Source organism: Bradyrhizobium sp. HKCCYLS3013 (assembly GCF_051167615.1).
In the GTDB taxonomy this organism is placed as follows: Bacteria; Pseudomonadota; Alphaproteobacteria; order Rhizobiales; family Xanthobacteraceae; genus Bradyrhizobium.
In genome coordinates, this window is the sequence record NZ_JBNPTK010000022.1 from 62,243 (window position 1) to 79,544 (window position 17,302).

Annotated in this window: 12 protein-coding genes; 6 read left to right on the top strand and 6 right to left on the bottom strand. The window is 64.6% G+C overall.

Translation table 11 applies throughout. The features are described from left to right. Positions 1-611: 611 nt before the first annotated feature. Entirely contained in the window at positions 612-2,030 is a 1,419-nt protein-coding gene (locus ACQR1F_RS28940; RefSeq protein WP_434914318.1) for an ABC transporter substrate-binding protein, read from the top strand. Between the two features lie 137 nt (positions 2,031-2,167). On the opposite strand, the gene ACQR1F_RS28945 is transcribed toward ACQR1F_RS28940, so the two are convergent. Continuing rightward, on the bottom strand, positions 2,168-3,091 hold the full coding sequence (locus ACQR1F_RS28945; RefSeq protein WP_316182755.1) for a LysR substrate-binding domain-containing protein: 924 nt from the start codon (positions 3,089-3,091) through the stop codon (positions 2,168-2,170). Positions 3,092-3,326: 235 nt separating this feature from the next. On the opposite strand from ACQR1F_RS28945, the gene ACQR1F_RS28950 reads away from it, so the two are divergent. Continuing rightward, the gene (locus ACQR1F_RS28950) at positions 3,327-4,145 is read left to right on the top strand and encodes an alpha/beta fold hydrolase (protein ID WP_316182754.1); all 819 of its coding nucleotides are present in this window, start codon (positions 3,327-3,329) and stop codon (positions 4,143-4,145) included. Between the two features lie 182 nt (positions 4,146-4,327). Here the strand turns inward: ACQR1F_RS28950 and hyi are convergent, their stop codons facing one another. From hyi to ACQR1F_RS28965, 3 genes are all read right to left on the bottom strand, one after another. Continuing rightward, on the bottom strand, positions 4,328-5,119 hold the full coding sequence (gene hyi, locus ACQR1F_RS28955) for a hydroxypyruvate isomerase (RefSeq protein WP_316182753.1): 792 nt from the start codon (positions 5,117-5,119) through the stop codon (positions 4,328-4,330). A 32-nt stretch (positions 5,120-5,151) separates the two neighbouring features. Then, positions 5,152-6,939, bottom strand: coding sequence for a glyoxylate carboligase (gene gcl / locus ACQR1F_RS28960; protein WP_434914319.1), 1,788 nt, complete (start codon positions 6,937-6,939; stop codon positions 5,152-5,154). 168 nt (positions 6,940-7,107) lie between these two features. Continuing rightward, positions 7,108-8,910 carry an adenine deaminase gene (locus ACQR1F_RS28965; protein WP_434914320.1) on the bottom strand — a complete coding sequence of 601 codons (1,803 nt, stop codon included), beginning with the start codon at positions 8,908-8,910 and terminating at the stop codon, positions 7,108-7,110. Positions 8,911-9,335: 425 nt separating this feature from the next. Here ACQR1F_RS28965 and ACQR1F_RS28970 point away from each other — a divergent pair, with 425 nt between their 5' ends. Continuing rightward, complete coding sequence (locus ACQR1F_RS28970; protein ID WP_316182750.1) at positions 9,336-9,821, top strand: hypothetical protein; 486 nt, start codon at positions 9,336-9,338, stop codon at positions 9,819-9,821. A gap of 120 nt (positions 9,822-9,941) precedes the next feature. On the opposite strand, the gene ACQR1F_RS28975 is transcribed toward ACQR1F_RS28970, so the two are convergent. Both ACQR1F_RS28975 and ACQR1F_RS28980 read right to left on the bottom strand, forming a co-directional pair. Then, positions 9,942-10,775, bottom strand: coding sequence for an IclR family transcriptional regulator (locus tag ACQR1F_RS28975; RefSeq protein WP_316182749.1), 834 nt, complete (start codon positions 10,773-10,775; stop codon positions 9,942-9,944). 126 nt (positions 10,776-10,901) lie between these two features. Then, entirely contained in the window at positions 10,902-13,043 is a 2,142-nt protein-coding gene (locus ACQR1F_RS28980; RefSeq protein ID WP_434872435.1) for an acetate--CoA ligase family protein, read from the bottom strand. Positions 13,044-13,232: 189 nt separating this feature from the next. Here ACQR1F_RS28980 and ACQR1F_RS28985 point away from each other — a divergent pair, with 189 nt between their 5' ends. The 3 genes from ACQR1F_RS28985 (at position 13,233) to frc (ending at position 17,096) form a co-directional block, all read left to right on the top strand. Further along, complete coding sequence (locus ACQR1F_RS28985) at positions 13,233-13,964, top strand: GntR family transcriptional regulator (RefSeq protein WP_315805168.1); 732 nt, start codon at positions 13,233-13,235, stop codon at positions 13,962-13,964. A gap of 61 nt (positions 13,965-14,025) precedes the next feature. Then, positions 14,026-15,759 (top strand): oxalyl-CoA decarboxylase, encoded by a 1,734-nt coding sequence (oxc, locus tag ACQR1F_RS28990; protein WP_434914321.1) that lies wholly within the window; start codon positions 14,026-14,028, stop codon positions 15,757-15,759. A 59-nt stretch (positions 15,760-15,818) separates the two neighbouring features. Beyond that, positions 15,819-17,096, top strand: a complete 1,278-nt coding sequence (gene frc / locus ACQR1F_RS28995) for a formyl-CoA transferase (protein WP_315805096.1) — start codon at positions 15,819-15,821, stop codon at positions 17,094-17,096. Positions 17,097-17,302: the final 206 nt, after the last annotated feature.

Genomic DNA, 17,302 nt, shown 5'->3' on the forward strand with positions numbered 1-17,302 from the left:
CCACAGGTGCGGCCTGGTTGGCAATGTCTCCTTGTGGCCCCAAGCCGATGTCTGGGCCCGACCGACGGATCCGGTCCTGACCCTTGGCTGACCGAATACGACCACGACTGACTTGGGCCTGTGGTACGTTATTTTGCGGATGCGATTGTCCTGAGCCGCCTTCGGGCAAACCGAGCCAGAAGGAAAGACGCGCCCGTCGAAGCCAACATCAAGATCGGGATGGCAGCCACCCTTGAGCCGAGATCGGGTACCTGTCGACTAGAGAGAACAACTGCCCAAGTCAGGCTGGCCCCGATGCCACAACAGAAACCAAACACCGCCAGAACCAACATCGTTCGGTAGCGAAGGGTCGCCGTCATCCGGTAGCTAAGAATTGCTGTCATCTCGTTCTCCAGGACCGCCTCAGCTCGCAGCGTCGTTCATATCAGGCGAGAAACGGAATGTCGGCCAATGACTCAAAGGACCTCGGGGAGCTTCAGGACCGCCCCTGCACAGCCATTCGCCTTTGTGAACTCGCCGAGGGTGGGGGAACATTGCGCGCCGAGACCGGTTCCCCCAAGTTCCCATAGCGCTTGTAACCCTGCAGGCGGTTGCTCTCAGAGGGTCTGCCGATGTCATCGCTCGATCCCGTCAAAAGTGCTCACGATGGTCGTCAACGAAGGTTGCTGATCGTGTTTGCTTTGGGATTTGTTGCGTTTGGCGCCGCCGCGGCGGCCCTCTTCTACGTGTTGCAGCCCGAGACCCTCCGGATCGCCGTTGGACCGGCCGGCAGCGACGACCACCGGGTGGTCCAAGCCATGGCCGACGCTTTCGGCGAGGAAAGCAGGACCGTCAGGCTGTCCCCGATCACGACCGGGGGAGCCGCTGAATCTCTCGCACTCCTGGCCGCCGATAAAACTGACCTCGCGGTCGGCCGCGGCGATCTCAGCATGCCGCCCGATGCGCAGACATTGGCGGTCCTGCGGAAGAACTACGTCGTCCTGTGGTCTCCCTCGGGACGGCGCGGCAGCGATTCCAAGAAGAAGGGTACCGGCACTATCAAAGAGATCGCCGGTCTGGCGGGTCATAAGGTCGGGATTATCGGGAAGACCGGGGCAAATGTCGCAGTCCTCCAGGCCATTCTGGAGGGCTCCGGCGTGCAGCCCGACAAGGTGGCCACGGCTCAATTCGGGACAGATGAGATCCAAAAGCTTGCGCAAGATCCCACCCTCGATGCGTATCTCGCAGTCGGTCCGCTCGACAGCAAGATCACCGCGGACGCAATCACCGCCACCTCCCGAGGGCGCGGAGCTCCCACGTTTCTTCCGATCGATGCATCCGAGGCTATTGCCCTGAAGCACCCGCGCTACGAGGCCGAGGAGATCCCGCCGAGCGTCTTCAGCGCGAGACCGGCCTGGCCGGAGGACAAGATCGACACTGTCAGCGTCAGTCATCTGATCCTGGCAAGAAAGGAACTCTCCGAGGCCAAGGCGGCGGCGTTCTACCGGCAGCTCTTTGCGGTCCGCGACACGATCACGCAAGGCACAGCCGGCGCTTCGCGCATCATGAAGCCCGACACGGAGAAGGAGACCGAACCTTCCGTGCATCGGGGCGCCGCGGCAGTGATCAACGGCACGGAGCGAACCTTTCTGGACAAGTACAGCGACTACTTCTGGTTTGCCTTGCTTGCGCTTTCCGGCATCGGCTCGGCCGCCGCCTGGCTGCGTCGCTATCTGAATCGGGACGAAACGAACGACAGCACCAGTTGCCGCAGCCGCGTTCTCGAGGCCATGTCGGAGGTTCGCAATGCCGGGTCCGAACAGGATCTGCTGACATGGCAACGGGAGGTCGACGCGATCATCGGCGAAACTCTCAAGGGCTATGACGATGGAGCCATCGAGCCAGAAGACTTGTCCGCATTCGGTCTCGCGGTTGAATTGTTCAACCATGCCATTGCAGAACGGCGAACGACGCTGCAGGGCGGTCCCACCGATCAACCGCGAACGACGGGCAACCCTCGGCTCTCTTCGATAGGCGCGCCCGGCCAATGAGTCCTCATCGGCGCCTCGGGTTGCAGCGAGCGCTGCAAGTTCCTGCCCCATTGGGCGCCCGATATGTCCGTTCAGGGAGCGAGCGGACGTAAGCGGCCCGACAGCCGAAAGGCCGTCCCTGCGGTCCATCGTCCCCGCTATTCGGCTTCAACATAGCGAATGATGCTCTGGTTCTGAACGTTTGCGACCAGCTCGTCGGCGCGCGACAACAGCCGGCGGAGCAAGGGCGACTGGTTTGACCGATTGTATCCCAGGGCCAAATCGACCGTCGGGGTGCCGCCCTCGAGCGCCCGCGCGACGACGTTGGGGGCGAGCATGTTCTGCGCATAGAGCGGAACGAGGCTGATGCCGCCGGTCGATGCCACCAGCGACATGGCGGACGATATGTTCTCGCCTGCGTACTTTGCCTCCAAAGTGATGCCGACCCGCGAGGCATAGTCCTGGATGACCTCCTGCAACACGGGGGAGGTCCGCGCCGAGCTGACATAGATCTCGCGGGCGAGATCCTGCGGCCGGATCTTCTTGCGCGAGGCCAGACGATGATCGGCGGGCAGCACCGCGATCAACGGCTCCTTCGCCAGCACCTTGAAGACGACACCCTCGTTGTCTTTCTCGGGACGGAGAAAGGCGATGTCCAGCTTCCCCCGCATCAATGCCAGCGCGAGCTCCGGCGAGGATTGCGTGCTGAGCGTGACCTCGACGTCCGGGGCTTCCTCGCGCAGGATGCGCAACAGCTGCGGAAGCCACATGACCTCCAGCCCAACCAGGAATCCCATCGAAAGGAGAGGCTTTTGCGGGCGAGCCGTCTGCCGGGCCCCCTCGGTCGCCGCCTCGACCTGAAGCAGCGCCAATCGCGCGTGATCGAGAAACACGCGTCCGGCGGAGGTCAGCGCCACGCCGCGGGCCTGGCGCTCCAACAGCGGAACGCCGACTTCGGATTCGAGATCGCGGATCTGCCGGCTGAGGGAAGGCTGTGAAGTGTTGAGGCGCCGCTGGGCAGCGGTCAAAAAGCTACCTTCCTCCGCAACGGCAACGAAATATCGCAAATGCCGAAGTTCCATTCGTCCTCAATATGCTTCCAAGGCATAGATCGAAGCCTACAAGGTATTTGTAGCTGACGGAAGCAAGAATTACCTTCGCAACGGCAACGCGTTGGCGGACAGGTGTTGCCAAGGCAAGGGCCTGCTTGGGCCTCGGCTCCAAGCTCGGCCAGCGAACCTGAGTAACACGTCGCTCAATGGATTAAATTGATCGGCGTCCTGTGAAAATATCTGACAGCACGGATGGAGCGGCACGATGCCCACGATGACGACTGACGACGGCGTCAACATCTACTACAAGGATTGGGGATCAGGTCAGCCGATCGTCTTCAGCCACGGATGGCCGCTGACCGCGGACGACTGGGATGCCCAGATGACGTTCTTCCTTCATCACGGGTATCGGGTGATCGCCCACGACCGTCGCGGCCACGGCCGGTCCGACCAGCCAAGCACCGGCAACGACATGGACCAGTGGGTTGCCGATCTCGCGGCGCTGACCGAACATCTCCAGCTGCGCGACGCGATCCACATCGGCCATTCCACGGGTGGCGGCGAGGTGGCTCGCTATGTCGCGCGTCACCAGGAGCGCGTTGCGAAGGCAGTGCTGGTCGCTTCACTGACGCCGAACATGTACCGGAGCGAGGACAACCCGTCAGGGCAGCCGCCGGAGTGGTTCGAAGCAATCCGAGCAGGCGTGTTGGGCAACCGGTCGGAGTTCTACCGTTTCGTTCCAGAGAATCCGTTCTACGGATACAACCGCGATGGGGCCAAGCCTTCGGAGGCAGTCATTGCGAACTGGTGGCGCCAAGGGATGGCCGGTGGTGCTCTCGCCCACTACGCGACCGTCGACTCTTGGCTTGAAGATTATACCGAGGACCTCACCAAGATCACCGTGCCGGTGCTTGTGATGCATGGCGAGGCCGATCAAGTCGTTCCGTTCGCAAGTTCAGTGCCGCGTGCGGTCAACCTGCTCAAGAACGGGGCGCTCAAAACTTATCCGGGCTACCCCCATGGCATGCTCACCACGCATGCGGACGTCCTCAACCCCGACCTGCTCTCCTTCATCAGGTCTTGACGGCATATCTCCTTGAATGTCGCCTTCCCCCGCACAAAGGAGATGCCGCTCGCAAGGCGGCCTCTTCTTCCAATTCAAGACAGCCGCTTCCTATCGTTTCGGACTCTCCCATCGTCAACCGCGATGCGTGCTCTCGGGACGAGCCGGAAGAGAGCTGTCGGACCGAGTGGCACCCACGAACCTCAGCCCGCCGGAACGACCGCGTAGTCCGCCAGCCACCCCAGCCCGTCGACGGTCCCTGCCCGCGGCTTGTACTCGCAGCCGATCCAGCCGGAATAGCCGATGGCGTCGAGGTGGCGGAACAGGAAGGGGTAGTTGATCTCGCCGGAGCCCGGCTCGTGGCGGCCGGGATTGTCGGCGAGCTGGATGTGGGCGATGCGGGCGAGATGCTTCTGCATCGTGCGGGCGAGATCACCTTCCATGATCTGCATGTGGTAGATGTCGTACTGCACGAACAGATTGTCGGACTCGACATCTGAGATCAGCTGCAGCGCCTGGGCAGTGCGGTTGAGGAAGAAGCCGGGGATGTCGGGCGTGTTGATCGGCTCGATCAGCAGCTTGATGCCCTGCGCCTTCAGCGCTATCGCGGCAAAGCGCAAATTGCGCACCAGCACCTGGTTGAGCTCGCGCGGATCGGCATCGTCGGGCGCGATGCCGACGAGGCAGTTGAGCTGGCGGCAGTCGAGCGCGCGGGCATACTCGATCGCGCGGCGCACGCCGTCGCGGAAATCGTCGACACGATCGGGCAAGATCGCGATGCCGCGCTCGCCGGCCGCCCAGTTGCCGGCGGGCAGATTGTGCAGCACCTGGGTCAGGCCGTGGCGCGCGAGCTGCTCGCGCAGCTCGGCCTTGTCGAACTCGTAGGGGAACAGATACTCGACGCCGCTGAAGCCGGCGGCCTTGGCGGCGGCGAAGCGCTCCATGAACGGCAGCTCGTTGAACAGCATCGTGAGGTTGGCGGCAAAGCGCGGCATGGCGTGATTCTCGATAGGAGCGATGGCTGCGGTCAGGCCGGCTGCAAGGTGCGGGCCGGCTCCGCCGGCGTCTCGTCCACCGGCAGATCGAGCACCTCCTCGAACTCCACGACATTGTCGATCTCCGCCCCCATCGCGATGTTGGTGACGCGCTCGAGCACGAACTCGACCACGACGGGCACCTGGTACTCCGCCATCCATTCGCGCGCGGTCGCGAACGCCGCCTGGGCCTGGCGCGGATCGGTGACGCGGATCGCCTTACAGCCGAGCCCTTGCGCGACCGCGACATGATCGACGCCGTAGCCGCCGACCTCCGGCGCGTTGATGTTCTCGAACGACAGCTGCACCTGGTAGTCCATCGAGAAGCCGCGCTGCGCCTGGCGGATCAGGCCGAGATAGGCGTTGTTCACGACGACGTGGATGTAGGGCAAATTGAACTGGGCGCCGACCGCGAGCTCCTCGATCAGGAACTGGAAGTCGTAGTCGCCCGACAGCGCGACGATCTCGCGCTTGGGATCGGCGGCGCGGACGCCGAGCGCGGCCGGCAGGGTCCAGCCGAGCGGGCCCGCCTGCCCGGCATTGATCCAGTGGCGCGGATGGTTGACGCTGAGGAACTGCGCGCCGCCGATCTGCGACAGGCCGATGACGCTGACATAGCAGGTGTCGCGGCCGAACGCCTTGTTCATCTCGTGATAGACGCGCTGCGGCTTGATCGGCACCTGGTCGAAATCGCTGCGCCGGAGCATGGTGCGCTTGCGATCCTGACATGCGGCCGGCCACGCTTGCCGCTCGCGCAATTTGCCGGCCTTTCGCCACTCGCGTGCGACCGTGATGAACAGCTCCAGCGCGGCCTTGGCATCGGAGACGATGCCGAGGTCGGGATTGAACACGCGGCCGATCTGGGTGGGCTCGATGTCGACATGCACGAACGTCCGGCCCTTGGTGTAGGTCTCGAGCGAACCGGTGTGGCGGTTAGCCCAGCGGTTGCCGATGCCGAGCACGAAATCGGACTCCAGGAAATTGGTATTGCCGTAGCGATGGCTGGTCTGCAGGCCGACCATGCCGGCCATCAGCACATGATCGTCGGGAATGGCGCCCCACCCCATCAAGGTCGGCACGACCGGCACGTTGACGGTCTCGGCGAAGGTGACGAGGAGATCGCTGGCGTCGGCGTTGATGACGCCGCCGCCGGCGACGATCAGCGGGCGCTCGGCGGCATTGAGCATCTCCAGCGCCTTCTCGATCTGCTTGCGGGTCGCGGCGGGCTTGTAGACCGGCAGCGGCGCATAGGTCTCGTCGTCGAACTCGATCTCGGCGAGCTGCACGTCGAGCGGCAGGTCGATCAGCACCGGTCCCGGCCGGCCCGAGCGCATGATGTGGAAGGCCTGGCTGAACACGCGCGGCACGAGGCCAGGCTCGCGCACCGTCACCGCCCATTTCGTCACGGGCTTGGCGATCTGCTCGATGTCGACAGCCTGGAAATCCTCCTTGTAGAGCCTGGCGCGCGGCGCCTGGCCGGTGATGCAGAGGATCGGAATCGAATCCGCGATCGCCGAATACAGCCCGGTGATCATGTCGGTGCCGGCCGGCCCCGAGGTGCCGATGCACACGCCGATATTGCCGGCCCTGGCGCGGGTGTAGCCCTCGGCCATGTGCGAGGCGCCCTCGACGTGACGGGCGAGAATGTGGCGGATCGAGCCGCGGCGTTGCAGCGCGGAATAAAGCGGATTGATCGCGGCGCCGGGAACGCCGAAGGCGCAGGTGACGCCCTCCTTCTCCAAGATCCGCACCGCAGCATCGATCGCCCGCATCTTCGCCATCTCGCGCCTCCCGCTTGTTTGATGCGCGAGCTTCGCTGCTGACGGATGCGATCTCAATTCAGTCGTCGATTTTTCCCACGATGCGGCACGCTCGGCAAAACACCGGCGGCCTCAATTAGTTAGGACAGAACGACACTGACATGTCCTAACAGGATGAGACGCGAGTAGTTATTCGAACAGCGGCGCCAGTTCCATCTGCGGCACGAGCACGAGGCCCTTGTCGGTGATGCGAATTTCCGGAATGACCGATAGAGGAATCAAATTGAAGCCCATGTAGGGAATGGTGCAGCCGGCTTCCGCCCACTCTTTCTTCAACAGCTTTACCTCCTCGGCGACCTCGGTGACGCGCTTGTCCGACAAGAGTCCCGCGATCGGCAAGGGAACCATCGCCCTCACCTCGCCGTCGGCGACCACGCAGACGCCGCCCTGGTGCTGGCCGATCGCGGCGACGGCCGCCTGCATGTCCGCCTCGTTGGTGCCGGCGACGATGATATTGTGGCTGTCATGGCCGACGCTGGAGGCGACGGCGCCGCGCTTCAGGCCAAAGTCCTTCAACAGGCCATGCGCGACGTTCCCCGCCGACTTGCCGTGGCGCTCGATCACGGCGACGAAGCAGAGACCATGGCGCGCGAACAGCGTCTCCCAATCGTTGGCCGGCTCGATCGCGACCTTGTCGTGGATCAACGTGATGCCCGGCAGCGCCGTCTTGATCGCGTTGACGGTGCAGGCCTTGGTGGGAAGCTGCGGCGTCAGCGTCATCTGCGCCGGCAGCTTCACGGTCGCATAGGCCGCCTTCGGATATTGATAGCGCTGCGACAGCGCCTGATCGAGCCGCGCGGTGATCTTGCCGTTGTCGACGACGAGCTCGCCGCCATACCAGGTCGATTGCGGCTTCAGGCCGTCGTCGAGCAGCACGAGGTCGGCGCGGCGGCCGCCGCCGAGGCCGCCGATCTCGCCATCCAACGCGAAGCGCGTGGCGCCGTGCAGCGAGCCCATCGACCAGGCCTGCTCGGGCGACATCCCGGCCTTGACCGCCTCGCGCACCACCCAGTCGAGGCCGAACAGCATGAGATCGTCGGCATCGCGGTCGTCGGTGCAGACGGCTGTGCGCTTGTGCGACGCGCCGAGCTCGGTGATGGTGCGGATCGCCTGCGGCAGGCTGTGCCACGGCGTCGTGGGCGGACCGCCGCGCAAAAAAATCCAGACGCCGGCATCGAGCAGATCGTCGGCGATGTCGCGGTCGATCGCCTCATGCGTGTCGGTGACGCCGCTCGCGGCATAGGCCGCGACGAACTCGCGGCCATAGACATGGCCCGACACCGGCCGCCCGCGCTGCAGGGCCGCAGCGAGAATGGCATGGCTGCGCTCGTCGCCCATGCAGACCGGCACGAAATCCATCTTCTCGCCGAGCGCCACCGCCTCCGGCCAGCGATCGAACAGGCCGGCGATCTTGTCCGGCGTGAGATCACCGCCGGCCGTTTCCAGCGCCGCCGATGTCGCCGGCACCGTCGAGGGCACGGTGAGGAAGATCGACAGCGGCGCCTGCCGTGCGTCCTCCAGCATCGCCTCGACGCCGGCGACGTCCATCACGTTGCCGATCTCGTGGCTGTCGCAGAAGATCGTCGTGGTGCCATTGAGCAGCGCCGCCTCGGCGTAGGCGCAGGCCGTGACCATCGAGGATTCGATGTGGATGTGCGGATCGACCAGGCCCGGCGCGATGATGCCGCCGGCGGCATCGTAGACCGCAAAGCCGCTGGGAAGTGACTTGTGCGCACCCGCCGGCTTCACCGCCGCGACGCGTCCGCCGGTGATCCAGAGCTCGCGGTTGGGGAGAATGCGCTCCGAATAGGTCGACAGCACCCGCGCGCCTGTGATCACGAGATCGGGCGCGACCCGGCCCGAGGCGACGTCGGCCAGCCGCCGCGTCATGCTGTGCAGGGGGGCGACGGAGAAGCGGGTGAGTTTGGACATGGCACAACTCGCTGGACGTGTTCGGGGGATCCGCCACGATCGTTGCGCGCGATACGCAAGACGGCAAGCCCAAATAGGTCGGCGTAGCTGACTACGGCTTGGGCAGCGAAGCTGGCTGCCGATCTCCCGCTTCAGCGGCAGCGCGGCGCCACGGTCGCTTTGCAGCCATCCGTCGCAGCGACCGCCTGCGGCAGGTCTGATGACGAGGCGTGCTCGGGCAATGGGACTGCGCGAAAGCTCTCCGCCTGCTGATGCCCATGCAAGCTCGGTCGCCCGCAGGCGCAGGACGATGACAAGGACTGACCTGCAGCGTTCTCCTTCCGGTTGATAGAGATCAAAACCACACTTTGGATTCCAGTGTTATTTTGTCGAGACCAGAGCGCGTTCGGCGACCGCTCGGACGAGCGCCTGCCGAGGAGGCGTCCATGCGCAACACCATCTTGATCCTGGCCTGTTCCATTCTCGCCGCGAGCGCCACAGGGTCCGCAGCGCGCGCCGGCATGATCGCGCATTACGAATGCACGGTGGTCGGCTTCCCCTTTCCCGAGCCGGTCGGCGATCGACCCGATCACAACCTCCTGACGGTCGAATATTCCTGCCTCGGCACCGACGGCGTGCTGAAGGGCGCTGTGTATACGGCCTCGAACACGGTCGAGTGGGATGGTGCCAAAGGAACGTTCTTGATCGGCGGCGGCGTCCACCGCATCCCCGGCGGGCGCGCGGTGACGCAGGCGACCGAAGGGACCGCATCGCCGGTGATGCGGGACGGCAAGCCGGTGGGCAACGAGACCTCCGGAACAGGCATCATCAAATTCGCATCGGGCTCGCTGGCGGCGTTGGCCGGCAAGACGATCCATTTCGTGACCAAGCCCATCAGCCCGATCCGCTTCACCATCGATTTCACCGACTGACCTGACTCAGTCTCGCTCGGACCACATCGCGATGCGTGGACCGGCCATCCCGCCACAGCGGCTGGTTTCCCCTTGTCGGCTGCTGCGCCGATCTCGCACGCATCTGCCGCTGTTGCTGCATCACTCCGCAAGGTCAGCCGCTGGCTTGGGACCGCCCAGCGCCACCGTCAGCTCCGCCGCAATATCCCGCACCATGCCCCCGACCACAGGCACCCGCTCCTCGGTCAGCCGGCTCGCCAGGCCGGACACCGAAATCGCCGCCAGCGGCTCGCGGCAGGAATCGTGAACGACGGCGGCGATGCAGCGCAGGCCGAGGCGGGCTTCCTCGTCGTCGACGGCGTAGCCCTGGCGGCGGATGGTCTCCAACTCGCGGAACAGGTCGCTGGCGCGGATGATGGATTTCTCGGTCAGGCGCGGCATGCCCTGGCGGTGGATGATGCCGTTGACGTCGTCGTCGGAATAGGTCGCGAGCACCGCCTTGCCCATGCCGGAGGCGACCATCGACAGGCGGCCGCCGACCTTGGTCAGCGAGCGCATGATCTCGCGGCTGTCCAGCCGCAGCAGCACCATCAGCGATTCATCGTCGACGACGGCGAGATTGGCGGTCTCGCGCGACTGGTCACGCAAGCGGCGCAGATAGGGAATGGCGAGCGCGACGAAATTGCGGCGGCGGGTGAAGGTGGCGCCGACCGCGAAGCTCTGCGCGCCGACATGCCATTTCGATTCCATGCGGTCGAACTGGACAAAGCGGCGCTTCTCCAAAGTCGTCAGCAGGCGATGGACGGTGGAGGTGGAGAGCCCGGCACGGATGGCGAGATCGCTCAGGCGATAGCCTTCGTCGTCCTCAGCGAGAATTTCCAGAATTTGGAGAGCGCGGCCGACGGATTGCACGCCGCCGTCGCGGGGCTCGGCCGCGGCATCCGGGCGTGGCTCGATCGTCTTGCGACGGATCACGTGGCGCCTCTCTGCACCGCCATTACAGGCGGCGTCGTTGCAGGACGGACGGATCTTGCTTGGTCACGCTAGCAAAGAAAGTGCCGCCCCGGCGAGACGCCGGAGCGGCATTCGCATCACTATGACTTAGAGCAGGCCCGCGCCGCGCGCCCACTTGTACTTGGCGCCGAGCACCTCGACCGGCAGCTCGGTCGAATAGGCATAGGCCGGGATGCCGTTCTGGTAGAGATATTCGGCGGCTTCCTCGACCTCGACGTCGCCGGCGAGCGAGGCGACGATCGGCTTGACGAAGCCCTTGGCCTCCATCTCCTTCTTCACCTCGACCATGTTGCGCGCGAACACCATCGGCGGCGTCACGATCGTGTGCCAGTAGCCGAGGATCAGCGCGTGGATGCGGTCGTCCGACAGGCCGAGCTTGACCGTGTTCACATAGGTGATCGGCGGCTCGCCGCCGGTGATGTCGACCGGATTGCCGGCGGCACCGAACGGCGGGATGAACTTGCGGAAGGCGGCATCGAGGTCGGCCGGCATGGCCATCAGCGACATGCCATTGTCGACGACGGAGTCGGACAGCAGCACGCCCGAGCCTCCCGCACCGGTGATGATGACGACGTTCTCACCCTTCGGCGTCGGCAGCACCGGCACGCCGCGGGCGAACTCGAGCAGCTGGCGCAGCGAGCGGGCGCGGATCACGCCGGACTGCTTCAGCACGTCCTCATAGATCTTGTCGTTGCCGGCGAGCGCGCCGGTATGCGACGAGGCGGCCTTGGCGCCGGCCGAGGTGCGGCCGGCCTTGAGCACGATGACCGGCTTCTTCTTGGAGACGCGCTTGGCGGCTTCCGCGAAGGCGCGGCCGTCCTTGAGGTCCTCGCAGTGCTGCGCGATCAGGTTCGTGTTCGGATCCTGCTCGAAGAAGGCGAGCAGATCGTCCTCGTCGATATCGGACTTGTTGCCGAGGCCGACGATCGCCGACACGCCCATCTTGGCCGAGCGCGAGAAGCCGATGATCGCCATGCCGATGCCGCCCGACTGCGACGACAGCGCGGCGTGGCCCTTGACGTCATAGGCGGTGCAGAAGGTCGCGCAAAGATTGGCCGGCGTGTAGTAGAAGCCGTAGATGTTCGGGCCCATCAGGCGGATGTTGTACTTCTTGCCGACCTCGACGATCTCGGCCTGCAGCTCCGGCGCGCCGGCTTCGGCGAACCCCGACGGGATCAGCACCGCGCCCGGAATCTTCTTCTCGCCGCACTCGGTCAGCGCCGCGGCCACGAACTTCGCGGGGATCGCGAACACCGCGGTGTCGATCACGCCGGGCACGTCCTTGACGCTCTTGTAAGCCTTGTAGCCGAGGATCTCGGAGGCCTTCGGATGGATCGGATAGATCTCGCCCTTGTAGCCGCCGTTGATCAGGTTCTTCATCACGGAGTTGCCGATCTTGCCGTCCTCGGCGGAGGCACCGATCACGGCGACCGCCTGCGGCTTCATGATCCGGTTCATCGCCGTGACGATTTCCTCGTTCGAGCGCGGCGCCGGACGGGGCTTGTAGTCGAAATCGACGACGATGCGGACGTCGGCGGCAATGGCGCCGGTCTTGGTCGCGAACACCGGGTTGAGGTCGAGCTCGACGATCTCGGGGAAATCGCTGACCAGCTGCGACACCTTGACGATGACGTCGGACAGCGCCTCGCGGCTCACCGCATCGCCGCCGCGCACGCCCTTCAGCATCTCATGCGCCTGGATGCCGTCGAGCATCGACAGCGCGTCGTCCTTGGTCGCGGGGGCGAGGCGGAATGTCACATCCTTCAGCACCTCGACCAGCACACCGCCGAGGCCGAACGCCACCAGCTTGCCGAACGAGCCGTCGGTGATCGAACCGACGATGACCTCGGTACCGCCGGTCAGCATCTGCTGGACCTGGATGCCTTCGATCTTGGCGTCGGCCTTGTACTTCTTCGCATTCGCGAGAATGGTCTCATACGCCTTCTGCGCGTCGTCAGCGGTCTTGACGCCGACGATGACGCCACCGGCTTCCGTCTTGTGCAGAATGTCCGGCGAGACGATTTTCATGACGACCGGAAAACCCATATCTCCCGCGAGCTTGGCCGCCTCGGCGGCTGACTTCGCCAATCCCTCCTTCGGCACCGGAATGCCGTAGGCATCGCAGACGATCTTGCCTTCGGGCGCGGTCAGGCTGGTGCGTTTATCCGCCTTCACACGATCGAGAACGTCTCGGATCGTAGCCTTGGCATTCGGGATGGCGTCAGACATCGGGGCTTCCTCCTGGGGATTGCTCGTCGTTTATGGCATTTGGTATGCCAGAAGCAAACTTTGTCAAGCGCGACGAAGATGTGGAAACGCTGAAAAAGCACGCAGCTTGACAGTCTGGCATCTGGTATGCCAAAAATCTTGGACGCAAAATGCTGTAAACAAGCATCTCCCAAGGAGAGGAGATCGGTCTTGTCTACAGAGAAAACAAACAAGGCATTGCCCATCATGGCCGAGGCCGACATCGCGATCGCTCGCATCGCCCCGGAGACGAGCTTCAAGAATAAGGCCTACGAGGCCTTGAAAGAAGCCATTCTGAAGATGGACATCTACGCCTCGCCCGAGCCCGTGATGCTCGACGAGCGCGCGCTCTCCGAGCGCCTCGGTGTCAGCCGCACGCCGATCCGCGAAGCGATCGCGATGCTCGAGCAGGACGGCTTCGTGAAGACCGTGCCGCGCCGTGGCATCGTCGTCGTCCGCAGGACAAAGAGCGAGATCGTCGACATGATCCGCGCCTGGGCGGCGCTGGAGAGCATGGCCGCGCGGCTCATCACCACGATCGCGCGCAAGAAGGACATCAGCGCGCTGCGCGACTACTTCAAGGACTTCGGCAAGGATCGCCCGCCGCAGGAGCACATCGAGGAATATTCCAAGGCGAACATCGCGTTTCATCAGGCGCTGATCTCGCTGTCGGAATCGCCGGTGCTCGTCGACATGACCAACGACATCCTGCTGCACGTGCGCGGCTATCGCCAGCTCACGATCGGGCGCACCGACCGTATCGCGGCCTCCCTGCCCGAGCATCTCGCGATCATCGAGGCGCTGGAGGAACGCAACACCGAGCTCGCCGAGAAGCGCGCGCGGGATCACACGCTGGGCCTTGCGAGCTATGTCGAGACGCACGGCCAGGAACTATTCAGCTGACGGGTTCAAACAGAAGAAGTCGCCGCAAAGCGCCTTCGTAGACGACCAGGGAGAGAGGCGCATGGCGCAGACTGCTGTTAAGACCGAGGCACCGGACACGCACGAGGAGCTCACGGACGGTTTCCATCTCGTCATCGACGCGATGAAGCTGAACGGGATCGACACGATCTACAACGTGCCGGGCATTCCGATCACCGATCTCGGTCGCATGGCGCAGGCTGAAGGCATCCGCGTGCTCTCCTTCCGTCACGAGCAGAACGCCGGCTACGCCGCGGCGATCGCCGGCTTCCTCACCAAGAAGCCGGGCGTCTGCCTCACCGTCTCCGCTCCCGGCTTTCTGAACGGCCTCACCGCGCTGGCGCATGCGACCACGAACTGCTTCCCGATGATCCTGGTCTCGGGCTCCTCGGAGCGCGAGATCGTCGACCTGCAGCAGGGCGACTACGAGGAGATGGATCAGCTCGCGATCGCCAAGCCGCTGTGCAAGGCGGCGTTCCGCGTGCTGCACGCCCAGGACATCGGCATCGGCTTCGCCCGCGCCATCCGCGCCGCGGTCTCCGGGCGTCCCGGCGGCGTCTATCTCGACCTGCCGGCAAAGCTGTTCGGCCAGGTGATGAACGCGCAGGCAGGCAGCGCCTCGCTGGTCAAGGTGATCGATCCGGCTCCGGCGCAGATCCCCTCCCCCGATTCCGTCAAACGCGCGCTCGATCTGTTGAAGAACGCGAAACGTCCGCTGATCATTCTCGGCAAGGGCGCGGCCTATGCGCAAGCCGATGAGGCGATCAAAACTTTCGTCGAGAAGAGCGGCGTGCCGTTCCTGCCGATGAGCATGGCCAAGGGCCTCTTGCCCGACCTGCATCCGCAATGCGCCGGTGCTGCGCGCTCGACGGTGCTGAAGGACTCCGACGTCGTCATGCTGATCGGCGCCCGCCTCAACTGGCTTTTGTCGCACGGCAAGGGCAAGAGCTGGGGCGATCAACCGAAGAAGTTCATCCAGGTCGATATCGAGCCGAAGGAGATGGACTCCAACGTCGAGATCGCCGCCCCCGTGGTGGGCGACATCGGTTCGGTCGTCACCGCCTTCTCCGACGCGATGGGTAGCAACTGGGCCAAGGCGCCGGCCGAGTGGCTGAGCGCGGTGCAGAAGAAGCGCGAGGACAACGTCGCCAAGATGGCGCCGCGGCTGATGAACAACAACTCGCCGATGGACTATCACGGCGCGCTCGGCGTGCTCCGCACCATCATCAAGGAGCGTCCGGACGCGATCCTGGTCAACGAGGGCGCCAACACGCTCGACCTCGCCCGCGGCGTGATCGACATGTATCAGCCGCGCAAGCGGCTCGACGTCGGCACCTGGGGCGTGATGGGCATCGGCATGGGCTCGGCGATCGCCGCCGCGGTCGAGACCGGTAAGCCGGTGCTGGCGATCGAGGGCGACAGCGCCTTCGGTTTCTCCGGCATGGAGGTCGAGACCATCTGCCGCTACAATCTGCCGATCTGCGTCGTCATCTTCAACAATGACGGCATCTATCGCGGCACCGACCAGAACTCCGCGGGGTCGGATCCGGCGACCACCGTGTTCGTCAAGGGCGCGCGCTACGACAAGATGATGGAGGCCTTCGGCGGCGTCGGCGTCAACGCGACGAGCCCCGACGAGCTGAAGCGCGCCGTCAACGCGGCGATGGATTCCGGCAAGCCGACCCTGATCAACGCCGTGATCGATCCCGCGGCGGGTTCGGAGAGCGGCCGCATCGGCAACCTCAATCCGCAGAGCGTGCTGACGAAGAAGAAGTAAGGCCACCCACATCACCTGCCCGCCGATGCGGGATGACCAATCGTTACGGAGAGCAACACATGACCAAGGCGCTCGAGGGCGTTCGCATTCTCGACTTCACCCACGTCCAGTCCGGACCGACCTGCACGCAACTGCTGGCCTGGTTCGGCGCCGACGTGATCAAGGTCGAGCGTCCGGGCGTGGGTGACATCACCCGCGGCCAGCTGCAGGACATTCCGAACGTGGACAGCCTCTATTTCACGATGCTGAACCACAACAAGCGGTCGATCACGCTCGACACCAAGAACCCGAAGGGCAAGGAAGTCCTGACCGAGCTGATCAAGAAGTGCGACGTGCTGGTCGAGAATTTCGGCCCCGGCGTGCTCGATCGCATGGGCTTCCCCTGGGAGAAGATCCAGGCGATCAACCCGAAGATGATCGTCGCCTCGATCAAGGGTTTCGGCCCCGGACCCTACGAGGACTGCAAGGTCTACGAGAACGTCGCGCAGTGCACCGGCGGCGCCGCCTCGACCACCGGCTTCCGTGACGGCCTGCCGCTCGTCACCGGCGCGCAGATCGGCGATTCCGGCACCGGACTTCATCTGGCGCTCGGCATCGTCACCGCGCTCTATCAGCGCACCCACACCGGCCGCGGCCAGCGCGTCACCGCCGCGATGCAGGACGGCGTGCTCAACCTCTGCCGCGTCAAGCTGCGCGACCAGCAGCGCCTCGATCACGGCCCGCTGAAGGAGTACAGCCAGTTCGGCGAGGGCGTGCCGTTCGGCGACGCCGTGCCGCGTGCCGGCAACGATTCCGGCGGTGGCCAGCCCGGCCGCATCCTGAAGTGCAAGGGCTGGGAGACCGACCCGAACGCCTACATCTACTTCATCACCCAGGCCCCGGTCTGGGAGAAGATCTGCGACGTGATCGGCGAGCCGACCTGGAAGACCGATCCGAACTACGCCAAGCCCGCCGCCCGCCTGCCGCGCCTGAACGAGATCTTCGGCCGCATCGAGCAGTGGACCATGACCAAGACCAAGTTCGAGGCCATGGACATCCTGAACGAGTTCGACATCCCCTGCGGTCCCATTCTGTCGATGAAGGAGATCGCCGAGGACGAGTCGCTGCGCAAGACCGGCACCCTGGTCGAGGTCGACCACCCGACCCGCGGCAAGTATCTCTCGGTCGGCAACCCGATCAAGCTCTCGGACAGCCCGGCCGACGTGACCCGCTCGCCCCTGCTCGGCGAGCACACCGACGAGGTCCTCCGCCAGGTGCTCGGCTTCAGCGACCACCAAGTCGCCGAGATCCACGACTCCGGCGCGCTGGATCCGCCGCGGAAGGAAGCTGCGGAGTAATCGAGCGCCAGAGACGATCGGCGGCGCGACCGCCGAATGTGAAGCTCCTCGACATCAAGCCGCCGGCATCAGCCGGCGGCTTTTTCATTCTCACGTTCCCGTCTATTTCCCGCGCCCAGCGCACATCGACGATGACCTTGGTCCGGCTACGGCCGGCGATCGCACCTGTCGAGAATGTCTGAAATATGGAATGTACAGAGCAGTTG